Consider the following 12,187-nt stretch of genomic DNA (forward strand, 5'->3'; position numbering starts at 1 on the left):
AACCGGTCGATTCAGGTGCGGGGGGATGCGCCCGAGGGAGGGACAGCCGGCACCGCTCTCGTTCGCGGGCCGTCCCGCTTGTGGGAACGCAAGGGGAACACTTCCTTTCAGAGTCTCCGGTCCGGTCGACCGGTCGCGCTGAACTGAAGGGGGAATGGCTGTCGGCGAGTGATCTTCTTCCCTGCCCGATCCACTACCCGAAGTCCCACGGACGACACATACCGCTGCACGGGGTTTCCGCCAAGGGCGGGTCGAACAGCAGAGCCCACGAGATCACCCCGGCCCGGACGGGCGCCCGAGAGTCGAGCGCGCCCGGTCGGCGGGTGAGGGTCGGGGAACCGAGGCCGACCTACATCAGATCTCGGGTGTCGTGCCAGGTTCCCGGCGGGGGTGTTCGGGTATCGGCACGGCCAGCCCCGTCTTGACCGTCTCGAAGGACGGCAGGGTCTCGTACCGGGCGACCCGTCCCTCCTGGACGAAGAGGCGGCTGGACAGCGCGCGGTTGTCCGCGATGTCCGCGCTGAGCAGGACCACGACGTAGTCCCACTGGCCGACGATCCCGAAGCACTGCTGCACCCGCGGCTCGGCGCGCATGCGCGCCCGGAACGACGCGTGGTGGTCGGGGTCGTCGTCGGCCAGGGCGACCAGCACGACGCAGGTGAGACCCGCGCCCACGGCGCGCGGGTCCACGACCGCCACCTGGGCCCGGATCACCCCGGCGGCGCGCAGCCGGGTCAGGCGTCGTTGGACGGCGCTGGGGGACAGGCCCACCCGGTCTCCCAGCTCGTGGAGGGGCCGGGACGCGTCGGTCTGGACCAGGTCGAGCAGCAGGTGGTCGATCTCGTCGAGCAGGGGTGAGGTGCGCACGCAACGATTGTGCGTGGACACGGGAGAATCCACAATCGCCGCCACCGCTCCAGGTCCTAGCGTGAGGGCACACAGCCGCCGCACACGTAGGGGAGCGCACCCGATGATGGACGACACTACCGGCGCCGAGGACCTGAGCCTGGACCGGATCGCCGAGGCCGCCGAGACCATCGACCCCGTCTTCCTCGGCACGCCGCAGTACGTGGACGAACAGCTGGCCGCCGCACTCGGGCGGCCCGTCCTGACCAAGGTCGAGTCGCTCAATCCGCTGCGCAGCTTCAAGGGCCGTGGAGCCGACTTCCTGGTCCGCGGCCTGCCTTCGGGCGAGACCGTGGTGTGCGGATCCGGCGGCGCCAACTTCGGGCAGGCGATCGCCTACGCCGCGCGCAGCCACGGCCTGCGCGCCGAGGTGTTCGTCCACGCCGACGCCTCTCCCGTGAAACTGCGGCGCATGCGGACCTTCGGCGCGCGGATCCACCCGGTCGAGGGCGATCCCAAGGCCGCCGCCGAGGAGTACGCGGCCCAGGAGCGGGACCGCCACCACGTGGTCGACGGCCGCGATGCCGCGATCTCCGAGGGCGCGGGCACCATCGGTGTCGAACTCGCCCGCGAGGAGGACGTCGACACGCTCCTGCTCCCCGTCGGGGACGGCGCCCTGATCACCGGAGTGGCGCGGTGGATGCGCGCGCACCGGCCCGGTGTCCGGATCGTGGGGGTCGGCGCCGCGGCGGCCCCCGCCATGGCGCACAGCTGGCGCGAGGGCCGCGCCGTCCCCATGGAGCGGCGCAGCTCCTTCGCCGCCGGGATCACCATCAGCGCACCCGTGCCGGCGGCGGTGCGCCGGGTCCGCGCCCTGGTGGACGACATGCTGCTGGTCGAGGACAGGGACATGGCGGAGGCCATGCACCTGGCCGCCCGCACCCTCGGCGTCCTGCCCGAACCCGCGGCCGTGGCCGGCCTGGCCGCGCTCACCGTGCACGACGTCCCAGGCGACCTGGTGGCCACCGTCCTGACCGGGGCCAACGCCGACCTGGACGTCTACGCCGGTCTGGGCGCCGCCCCGGCCGACCGCGTCGGGCTCAGCGCGCCCGCTGAGTGACCACCACGCAGGTGAGCACCACGGCCGCCGTCAGCGGTGCGGCGGCGGTCAGGTGCTCTCCCAGCAGCAGGACCGCCCACACCAGGGTCAGCAGGGGCTGGGCCAGCTGGAGCTGGCTGGCCCGCACCACGCCGATCAGCCCCATCCCCCGGTACCAGACCACGAACCCGCCGAACTGGCTGATCAGGGCCAGGTAGGCCAGGCCCGCCAGGGCCGTGGCCGTGATGTGCACGGGCTCCAGGGCCAGCGCGAGGACCGACAGGGGCGCCGTCAGCGGCAGCGCCAGGAGCAGGGCCCACGAGATCACCTTCCGACCCGGCAGGAGGCTCGCCAGACGCCCGCCCTCGGCATAGCCCGCGGCGGCCCCGGCCAGGGCGAGGAACAGGTAGAGGTCGCCCGGTCCGGGCGCACCGCCGGTGCGCAGGAGGGTGAAGCAGACGACCGCCAGGGCGCCGGCGACCGCCGCCGCCCAGAACAGGGGCGAGTGGCGCGCCCCCGTGCGCACCGAGGCGTAGGAGGCCGTGGCGAGCGGTAGCGCGCCGATGACCACGGCGGCGTTGCCGGCGGACGTGGTCTGCAAGGCCAGCGCCGTGAACAGGGGGAACGCGATCACGCACCCGGCGGTGACCACGAGCAGGGCCGGGAGGTGGCGGCGCGGCGGGACCAGGTCCGCCGCGCTCGCCCGCTCGGCGTACAGCAGGGCGGCGGCCGCCAGGCCCGCCAGGGCGCAGCGCAGAGCCGTCGACGTCCACGGGCCGAAGCCCTCCAGCGACCACAGGGTGGCGGGGAAGGTGAAGGAGAAGGCCAGCACGCCCGAGGCCGCCAGCACGGTTCCGCTACGCGCCGCGACCCGATCCGGAGCAGTAGCGCTATTCTCTAGTCTCATGAAAAAGAGTAGCAGTGTCGCTGATTTGCAGGCACGCCTGCGTCGGGAGTTCGACCGCTACCCACCTGGAGAGAAACTCCCCTCCAGCAGGGAGCTGGTGGAGCGGTACGGGGTCAGCCCGGTGACGGTCTCGCGCGCGGTCGCCGGACTCGCCGCGGAGGGGTTCCTCCTCACCCGGCCCGGGGCCGGGTCCTTCCGCGCCTCCCGTCCGCGCTCGCGCCGCCTGGCGGACACCTCCTGGCAGGAGGTCGCCCTGAGCGCCGAGGCGGCCCAGGACGGCCTCCGGCGCACCGTGGACGACACCGGGGTCCTGGCCACCCTCGCCGCGCCGCTGCCCGGCGTGATCGGCCTGCACGGCGGCTATCCGCACGCCGACCTGCGCCCCGAACGCGCGCTCACGGCGGCGCTGGTCGGGGCGGCGCGTCGACCGGGAGCCTGGGACCTGCCACCGGTCGAGGGCCTGGCGGAGCTGCGCGGCTGGTTCGCCCGCGAGATCGGCGGCCCCTCCGGCCCTCTGACCGCCGCCGACGTCCTGGTCACCGGCGGCGGACAGAGCGCCCTGACGACCGCCCTGCGCGCCCTCGCGCCGCCGGGGGCCTCGATCCTGGTGGAGTCGCCCACCTACCCGGGCCTGCTGGCCGCGGCCCGCGCCTGCGGGGTGCGGCCGGTCCCCGTGCCGGTGGACGCCGACGGGCTGCGCACCGGTCTGCTGGCCGACGCCTTCGCGGCCACCCGGGCGCGCCTGCTCGTGTGCCAGCCGCTCTTCCACAACCCGACCGGCGCCGTGCTCGCCCCCGAACGGCGCCGGGAGGTACTGCGCATCGCCCGCGAGGCGGGGGCCTTCGTCGTGGAGGACGACTTCGCCCGCCGGCTCGCCCACACCGACGCCGCGCCGCTCCCGCCCACCCTGGCCTCACAGGACGACCACGGCACGGTCGTGCACGTGTGCTCGCTGACCAAGGCCACCTCACCGAACCTGAGGGTGGGCGCGCTCGCCGCACGCGGGCCCGTCCTGCGCCGGCTGCGCGCCCTGCAGGTGGTGGACAGCTTCTTCGTCCCGCGCCCGCTGCAGGAGGCCGCTCTGGAACTCGTGGGAGCCCCGGCCTGGCCGCGGCACCTGCGCGCCCTGGCCGCCGGGCTCACCGAACGGCGCACCGCCATGGCCGAGGCCCTGGTGCGCGAGCTGCCCCGGCTGGAGCAGCCGGTCTCCCGAAGCGGCGGCTACCACCTGTGGCTGCGCCTGCCTGAGGGCGCCGACGAGTCCGCGGCGGTGGCCGAGGCGTTGCGCGAGGGAGTGGCGGTGGCGCCCGGGCGGGCCTACTTCGCGGCGGAGCCCCCTGCCCCCCACCTGCGGCTCTCCTTCGCCGGCACCTCGGGCGCGGGCGAGGTCACGGAGGGGGTCCGGCGCCTGGCCCGCGCCCTGGCACGGCACGGGTGAGCGTCGGCGCCGGGTCTCCGTCAGGGCCCGGGACCCGGCGTATGGACGCCGGCGGTCCTCCGGGGAAGGATGGTGGGCGATGAGTACCTCTTCCTCTCCCTCCTTCGTTCCCTTCCTCCCGTCCGAGAACGCCCGGCGTGCCCTCTCCAGCCTGTCCGCCCTGGCCGTCGGTGACGCCTTCGGCTCTCAGTTCTTCGTCCCCGGCAACCGGTCCCGGCACAGTGCCCGGGAACTGCCCCCGGGAGTGTGGGAGTGGACCGACGACACCGAAATGGCCGCGTCGGTGTACCGGGAGGTCGTCCGCCACGGGGAGGTGGACGCCGACCGGCTCGCGGCCTCCTTCGCCGACCACCACGACTTCGACCGCGGCTATGGCCCGGCGACGGGACGCATGCTTCGACTGGTGCGCGAGGGCGCCGATCACCGGGAACTGGCCTCGGGGCTGTTCGACGGTTCCGGCTCCTGGGGCAACGGGGCCGCGATGCGGGTGGCGCCGCTGGGCGCGTTCTTCGCCGACGACACGGTGGCGGTCGCCGAGCGGGCGGCGGTGAGCGCGCGCATCACCCACACCCACCCCGAAGCGGTGGACGGGGCGGTCGCGGTGGCGGTGGCCGCCGCCCTGGTGGCACGGGGCGAGGCCGAGGCGCCGGGGACGTTCCTGGGCCGGGTGGTCGACCACCTGCCCGAGGGGGCGCTGCGGGAGCGGGTGCGCGCCGCGCGGGCCCTGTTGATCCTTCCCGAACCGGTCGGGGCCGCCCACCGGCTGGGGAACGGGTCACGGGTGCGGGCCCTGGACACGGTGCCGTTCGCCCTGTGGGTGGTGGCCAAACACCTGCGGGGGACACTGGAGTCGGCGCTGTGGTCCGCGGTCACTCCAGGTGGGGACATGGACACCGTGGCCGCGATCGTGGGCGGAGTGCTGGGCGCGGGCCCGGCCGGGGCGGTCGACCCGGAGTGGGGCGGGCGCACGGAGGCGCTGCCGGGATGGGCCCTGGACTGAGGCGGGGGCGACCCGTCCTGCGCGGAGCCACGGCACGAGCCGTGACCGGGCGCGGGACGGGACGTCCGGGTCAGCGGGTGGCGAACAGGCCCGCGCGCAGCTCCCCGGCGATGTCGTGGTCGCCGCGCGACTCCAGGAGCTCCACCAGCGAGCGCGGGTCGGCCATCGAGTCGTCGTCGTTGTCGGTGATGCGGCGGGACAGGATCCGCAGGGCGTCCTCGGTGGAGGCCGGGGCGGTGTACCCGCTCAGGTGCAGCGCGCGGGCCGCGGGGGAGTAGTTGCTCAGGTCGGTGGCCGGGAGCTTGCGGGCGTCCAGGCGGTCACCGGCCACGGTGATGAACATGCGGTCGCCCGGCTGCGCCGCCTGGCGGCGCAGCAGCGGCCGCAGCGAGTCGAACGCCGGCTGGTCGCGCCACACCAGTACGAGCAGGTCCGCGCCCGGGGCGGTCAGGCACAGCAGCCGACCGGGCTGCAGGCCCAGATGGGTGGCGTAACCGTTGGGGACCGCCACCGGGGCGCCGTTGAGGTGGTCGGCGGTGATGTCGATGCGGTGCCACCAGCGCCCGTCGGGGGCGCGGAAGCAGCGGGTGGCCATGGCCGGGTCGCTCGCGTCGCGCAGCGGGTACGGGGTGTGCGCGGCGGGGGGCGGAGGGAAGTGCGTCGGGGCCTGGGGTGCCAGCGGGGGCTGGGGCGGAGCCGGTACGTGCGTGGGGTCCGGGGTGTGCGGGTAGGCCGCGTATCCGCGGTCGTACTCCCGTCTGTCCTGGTACCCGCGCCGCTCGTCCGCGGTCTGCTCGGCCGGGGCGGGGTAGGGCAGGTCCGGGCGGCGCCGGATGGGCAGGCCGTTCTCCGTGGTGGTCCCGGCGTCCTCGGGCGCGATGTGCCCGGCCTGGGCGCCCGCGGGCGCCTCGATGGGCACGGACGGGTCCACGTGCACCTGGCCGTCGCGCAGGCTGACCCCGGGTGTGCTGAGCAGCCACGCGCGCAGCTCCTGCTGGCGGATACCGATCCGGCCCAGCCGGATGCCGGCGTCGGTCAGGCTGGGGGAGTCGCCCAGGAGTTCGCGCGTCTGCCAGCGCAGGGTGCTGGGGTCGTCCGCGATGAGCCAGCCGTTGTGCATCCGGCGGTCGGTGAACAGGGTGATGACCACGCGCCACAGCGGGGTGCTGAGCGTGGGCACGTCCACCGGGTGGTCGGGGTGGGCGTTGATCAGCCGGTCGATGGTCGTCGCCGACCCCAGCTGCTCGGAGAGGTCGCGCAGGTGTTTGGTGATGGTCGCGCCCTCGGGGGAGTTGAGCCAGCGCAGCAGGCGCTCCTCCACGCGGCGCTGGGCCGCCCGGATCTCGGTGACGTCGACCGCGATCTGCTCGGACAGGACGCGGATGCTGATCGGGTCGGTGGCGAAGAGCCGTTCGGCGGCCACCGTGCGTTCCAGGTCCGGCCAGGACCGGAACATCTCCTCCAGCAGGTCCACCAGGGGGTGTTCTCCCAGGGCGGGCGCGCAGGGGCGCTCCTCGACGTGGTCGGGGCGCATGGCCTTGGGCGGTCCGAAGCTGGGGCGGCGCAGGGTGCGGCCGGGGCCCAGGAGTGAACTGCGGAACTGCGAACGCAGGTCGCCGACGCCGTCGGTGGGCGGGGTCGGAGCGGTCTCCTCCAGGGCCGACCCCGGGATCATCGCCGCGGAGCTGACCATGCCGTCGGGTGCGAGGCCGGAGTGCGGTTCGGCGCCCGCTTCGTCGCCGGTCTCCTCCCGCTGGGCGCGCAGAGCCCTCAGGGTGCGGATGGCGCGGGTGGCCGGCGACTGGGGCGGGGCGGGCGAGGAGTCCGGTCCGTTCTCCTGGCCGGAGGCGCCGGTGGCGGCGTCGAGGTACTCCAGCGCGCTGCGCACGTGGTCGGGGGCCGAGGCGGGCATCCAGTTGGCGATGGTCCGCACGGCCTCCATCATCAGAGCGGGGGAGGGGGTCGGGCCGCCCGGGAGCTCACAGCAGGGCTGGAGGGCCCGCCAGGCCACCGTGCTGACGACGTCGACGGCCGCGCAGCCCGAGAGCGACCATTCGAGGATCTCCTGCGGGGAGGCGGAGATGAGGTGTTCCCAGTCCCCGGCGGTGGCGGTCACCGCGCCGCGGACGGGCTCGGAGAGGTCGGAGCAGTCCACCGGCTGTGTGCGCAGGCTGGGCAGGAACTCGGCGAGGGGCACGTGCGACCACTGCTCCATCGCCAGGCGCGCGATGCCGTGGGCGAGCCAGGGCGGACCGGCGATGTCGAGTACGCGGGCGACGGGCAGCGAGTGCCACCAGCCGTCGATCAGCCGGTCGTGGTGGAGCAGGGGTGCCACGTCCGGCGACTTCGACCACCGCAGGGCGGGAGCGAGGTCGACGAGGCAGATCGGAGAGACGGCGTTCATCCGCTGGGGACCTCGACCTCCTGGTGCTGCACGTGAATTCGGGAGGAACCGCACGGGCCTTCGGTTCGGTGCACCACAGTACGCGCCCCTGGGACGAGAGGGGGACCGGTCCGCCGGAGGGGTGCCGAGCGTTGGCACGGCGGGCCGAGGAGCAGGGGAGCCGTGAGCACTTGTCCGTGATCGTACGTGCCCGGGAGCCACATGGGTACCCCCGGGACGACCAGGTCCGCCGCTACCACTTCGTCATCAGGCCGAGTGATCTCCGTGACACGGGCCTTTCCCCAGGAAGCGCCCACACCACATGTGACCTACGTCATAGCGAAACTTCAACTGATACGCGGCCAAACCGGCGTTATTGACTGGCATGCCTGCCGTGTAAACCTGGGACGCGGCGACACGCCGGGGTGTCGAGGACTCGGCCACAGGCGGCCACGGGCAGTCCGATTGCACCCGATTCAGGCACGACGCCGCCGGTCGCGGGTATGCTTGGCGGGCACTGTCCTCGCCCGAACGTCCTTCGGCCGGGTGGCCGTCCTGCGGCCGACCAGGGGTCGACGGTGTTCGGACACGGGTCGGCGTCCCACCGCGGCCCGTACCAGGATTCCGTTCCCGCGCACCCTCGGCGCTCCGTCGGCGTGGGACGGTCGAGCCGGATGATTGGTTGACGTGACAGACCTAGAGACGAATCCCCCAGCGGCCGCGCGCGCGAGCAGACCGGACACCATCCGGTCCTACGTCGCGATCGGCGACAGCATCACCGAGGGGATGGAAGACGACAGCGGCCCCGGTGGCGAGTACCGCGGGTTCGCCGACCGGTTGGCCGAACACCTGGGCTCGGCCGTCCCGGACTTTCGCTACGCGAACCTCGGTGTGCGCGGGCGCCGCATGAGCCACATCTTCGGTGAGCAGCTGGAGCAGACCGTCGCCTGGCGCCCCGACCTCGTCACCGTCCTGGCCGGCGGCAACGACGTCCTGCGGCCCGGCAACGACCTCGACAAGCTGGCCGAGCAGTTCGAGACCGGCATCCGGCTCCTGTGCGAGGCGGGCATCCGCGTCGTCATCATCTCCGGCCACGACACCGGCTGGATCCCCGTGCTGCGCTACTACCGCGGCCGCATCGCCGTGTTCAGCATGCACATGCGGGCCGTCGCCGAGCGCACCGGCACCGAGATCGTCGACATGTGGGCGCTCAACGCCCTCACCGACCCCCGGGCCTGGAGCGAGGACCGCCTGCACCTCAACGGCGCCGGCCACCAGATCGTCGCCGCCAGGATCGCGGACCTGCTCGGCGTGCCCATGGGGCCGCGCGAGTCCTGGACCGACCCCTGGAGCACCCCGCCCCAGCAGCTGCCGGCCATCCTGCGCCGCCGGGAGAACCGCCGCTGGGCCCGCAAGTACGGCGTGCCCTGGCTGCGCCGCCGCCTCATGGGACGTTCCTCGGGCGACGGGCGCCTGCCCAGGCGCCCCGAACTCGACTACCTCCACGACGAGGCGACCCGCGCCGAGCTGGCCCGTGCACAGGACCTGAGGCGGGAAGGGGAGCCGCGCTACAACGGGTACGCCCCCGCCGACGGCTCCGCCGCCACCAGCAGTCCCTCGGGCACCAAGGGGCCCGGCACCCACTGACCGGCGCCCTCGGACGGCCCCAGTCCCGCCCCGCCCCGCATCAGGGCGCGGGGCGCCGTCGTGTCCGGGGGGCGCGCGGCCCGCTCAGCTGCGGGAGAGCGACCGCACCAGGTCGGACACGTGCACCACGCCGAAGACCTGCGCGTAGGTGTTGGTGACGATGAGGTCGTCGTAGACGCGCTCGTTGTCCTGCCCGGCCACCCGCAGCGCCGCGATCGCCGACATCCACGCCGGGACCGTGCGCGGGGCCTCGGCCATTCTCAGCGCCGGACGCTTGGCGTGCAGCGCGTGCCCGTACCGGCCCGTCACGGACAGCAGGAACCGCGTCCGGTCGATCACGCCCAGCGGGCGGTCCCGGTGGTCGATGAGGATGACGCTGTTGAGCGCGGGGTCGTCGGTGAAGGCGGTGAGCACCTGGTCGGCGGTGGAGTCGGCGTCCAGGCCCACCGGGGGGACCATGTACTCCGTGACCGGGGGACCGGAGTCCTGCTCCGCGCCCTGGCCCTCGGTGGCCGGTTCCGGGACCGCGGCGACGCGCTCGCCCGGCCGCCAGGTCTCGTCGGCGAAGAAGGGGCCGGTGGCCACGCGCAGGCCGCAGCGCCGCAGCCGCACGACCTCCTCGGCCGTGGACACCCCCGAGGCCATGGCGAACACGCCGCTGCCGCGGCCGATGCGCGCCAGGCCCTCGATCACGGTCACGTGGCGCTGGTCGGTGGTCAGCCCGGACACGATCTGGGGATCGATGCGCATCAGGAAGGGCGTGGCGTCGATCATGAGGTCGGGACGGACCATGGCCGTCCCGAACCCGCACCGGAACCCGGCCGCGCGCAGGCGGGCCACGCCCGCCACCACCGTCTGGCGGTCGAGCTCGGCCAGGTCCGGGCTGAGCATGAAGGTGACGTCGCGCGGACGGCGGCCCGCCCGCCGCATCCGGGACTCCACCGCGGTGACGAAGGTGTCGCCGCCCGACAGGGTGCGCGCGGGCAGCGGCAGCACGAGCGGCAGCAGGCTCTCGGTTCCCGCCGAGTCGCGGACCAGCGCCAGGAGCCACTCGGCCACCGCCTCGCACTCCTGCGCGGTCACGGCGGTGAAGCCGCCCCGCGCGGTGGGCGGCGGGGGAGCGACGGTCTCGACGGCCACGACCGAACCCGAGTCCAGGTCCACGATGGGCAGGTAACGCGGGCCCGCGGCCGGACGCCGGTGCGTCGGCGGGGGCGTGGGCGCCGTGGTCGTCGCGGGTGCGTGATGGGAACTCAGGGGAGACACGGTTCCATGGTGTCGCCGGACCGGGTCGGCCTGAAAGGCCTGTCCCCGGCTGTTCAGCTCACCTTCACGGCGCGTTCGGCGGATCATCGGCCCGCCGTGGCCGACGCGGACGAGGGGCGTGACGGGTGTCACGACACTCCTGCGGTCCGCAGATCATACCGGTTCGGCCTGTTCATGGCGATTCCTGCCGGTCACGCGGTGTCACGCCTGGTGGGACGGGCCGCGAACGCCGCCGGCGGGCGCCGCCGATCACGGGCGGCACCCGCCGGGGGTGCGGTTCGAACGCGGGGTCAGGCGCGTCGGAACACCAGGGCGATGTTGTGGCCGCCGAACCCGAAGGACTCGTTGATCGCCGCCACGTCGCCGGAGGGCATGTCCCGCGGCTTGTCGCGGACGATGTCCACCGCCACGTCGGGGTCCAGCTCCTGGATGTTGATCGTCGGCGGGATCCGGCCCTCGTACAGGGCCAGGACCGTGGCGATCGACTCCACCGCGCCCGCGCCGCCCAGCAGGTGGCCGGTCATGGACTTGGTGGAGGTCACCGCCACGCGGTCGGCGTCGGCGTCGCCCAGGGCGGTCCGGATCGCCCGGGTCTCGCCCACGTCACCGGCCGGGGTGGACGTGGCGTGCGCGTTGACGTGCGCGATGTCGCTCGTCCGGAGGTCGGCGTCGGCCAGCGCCTCGGTGATGGCGCGCGCCTGGCCGGTCCCCTCGGGGTCGGGCTGGACGATGTCGTAGGCGTCGTTGGTGTAGCCGACGCCGGCGGCACGGGCGTACACCCGCGCGCCGCGCTTGGCCGCGTGCTCGGCCGACTCCAGGACCACGATGCCGGCGCCCTCGCCCATGACGAAGCCGTCACGGTCCTTGTCCCAGGGGCGCGAGGCCGTCTGCGGGTCGTCGTTGCGCGTGGACAGCGCACGCATCGACGCGAAGGAGGCGATGTTGAGCGGGTGGATGGCCGCCTCGGTACCGCCGGCGATGACGATGTCGGCGCGCCCGGCGCGGATCATGTCGACACCGTTGGCGATCGCCTCGGCGCTGGAGGCGCACGCGCTGACCGGGGCGTGCGCGCCCGCACGGGCGGTGAACTCCAGGCTGACCGCGGCCGCGGGGCTGTTGGGCATGAGCATGGGCACGGTGAACGGGGAGACCCGCTTCCAGCCCTTCTCACGGAAGGTGTCGTACTGCTCGAGGATGGTGAGGATGCCACCGATCCCGCTGGAGACGACCACGCCCAGGCGCAGCGGGTCGACGTCGGGGGTGCCGGCGTCGGCCCAGGCCTCCTGGGCGGCGATCAGCGCGAACTGCTGGGTCCGGTCGAGTCGGCGCAGGCGCGGACGCGGCAGCTTCTCCGAGGGCTCCTGGGCGATGCGCCCGGCGAAGTGCACCGGGAGGCTCTCGTGCCAGGACTCGTCCAGCATGGAGATGCCGGAGCGGCCGTCGAGGAGCGCGGACCATGTGGTCGCGACGTCACCCCCGAGGGGGGTGGTGGCGCCGAGGCCGGTGATGACGACATCGGTCTTGGACATGATCCGATCGCCCTTCTCGTGGATCGTTCCCGGTTGCGGACCCGGAAGACGTTGGCGGGTGTAAGTGGGTTC

At 74.0% G+C, this 12,187-nt stretch carries 9 protein-coding genes; 4 read left to right on the forward strand and 5 right to left on the reverse strand.

The genetic code is table 11. The annotated features are described in order from the left end of the window. Positions 1 to 354 precede the first annotated feature (354 nt). Complete coding sequence (locus DFP74_RS17200; RefSeq protein ID WP_199725683.1) at positions 355 to 867, reverse strand: Lrp/AsnC family transcriptional regulator; 513 nt, start codon at positions 865 to 867, stop codon at positions 355 to 357. 103 nt (positions 868 to 970) lie between these two features. On the opposite strand from DFP74_RS17200, the gene DFP74_RS17205 reads away from it, so the two are divergent. Further along, a complete protein-coding gene (locus DFP74_RS17205) occupies positions 971 to 1,966 on the forward strand; it encodes a threonine/serine dehydratase (protein WP_199725684.1) in 996 nt (331 codons plus the stop codon). Here DFP74_RS17205 and DFP74_RS17210 read toward each other — a convergent pair. Continuing rightward, a complete protein-coding gene (locus tag DFP74_RS17210; RefSeq protein WP_121182735.1) occupies positions 1,947 to 2,852 on the reverse strand; it encodes a DMT family transporter in 906 nt (301 codons plus the stop codon). The two genes, DFP74_RS17205 and DFP74_RS17210, sit on opposite strands and share 20 nt — an antisense overlap. Here DFP74_RS17210 and DFP74_RS17215 point away from each other — a divergent pair. Together DFP74_RS17215 and DFP74_RS17220 are read left to right on the forward strand one after the other, a co-directional pair. Beyond that, entirely contained in the window at positions 2,851 to 4,290 is a 1,440-nt protein-coding gene (locus DFP74_RS17215; protein WP_121182737.1) for a PLP-dependent aminotransferase family protein, read from the forward strand. The two genes, DFP74_RS17210 and DFP74_RS17215, sit on opposite strands and share 2 nt — an antisense overlap. Before the next feature lie 79 nt (positions 4,291 to 4,369). Continuing rightward, positions 4,370 to 5,290, forward strand: coding sequence for an ADP-ribosylglycohydrolase family protein (locus DFP74_RS17220; RefSeq protein ID WP_121182739.1), 921 nt, complete (start codon positions 4,370 to 4,372; stop codon positions 5,288 to 5,290). 70 nt (positions 5,291 to 5,360) lie between these two features. On the opposite strand, the gene DFP74_RS17225 is transcribed toward DFP74_RS17220, so the two are convergent. Beyond that, positions 5,361 to 7,694 carry a hypothetical protein gene (locus DFP74_RS17225; protein ID WP_121182741.1) on the reverse strand — a complete coding sequence of 778 codons (2,334 nt, stop codon included), beginning with the start codon at positions 7,692 to 7,694 and terminating at the stop codon, positions 5,361 to 5,363. 666 nt (positions 7,695 to 8,360) lie between these two features. Here DFP74_RS17225 and DFP74_RS17230 point away from each other — a divergent pair. Continuing rightward, positions 8,361 to 9,320, forward strand: coding sequence for an SGNH/GDSL hydrolase family protein (locus DFP74_RS17230; RefSeq protein WP_121182743.1), 960 nt, complete (start codon positions 8,361 to 8,363; stop codon positions 9,318 to 9,320). A gap of 84 nt (positions 9,321 to 9,404) precedes the next feature. Here DFP74_RS17230 and DFP74_RS17235 read toward each other — a convergent pair whose 3' ends face one another. Beyond that, the gene (locus tag DFP74_RS17235) at positions 9,405 to 10,577 is read right to left on the reverse strand and encodes an EAL domain-containing protein (RefSeq protein ID WP_233571350.1); all 1,173 of its coding nucleotides are present in this window, start codon (positions 10,575 to 10,577) and stop codon (positions 9,405 to 9,407) included. A gap of 299 nt (positions 10,578 to 10,876) precedes the next feature. Beyond that, positions 10,877 to 12,115, reverse strand: coding sequence for a beta-ketoacyl-ACP synthase II (gene fabF, locus DFP74_RS17240; protein WP_121182745.1), 1,239 nt, complete (start codon positions 12,113 to 12,115; stop codon positions 10,877 to 10,879). Positions 12,116 to 12,187 lie beyond the last annotated feature (72 nt).

This window comes from Nocardiopsis sp. Huas11 (assembly GCF_003634495.1).
Classification (GTDB): domain Bacteria; phylum Actinomycetota; class Actinomycetes; order Streptosporangiales; family Streptosporangiaceae; genus Nocardiopsis.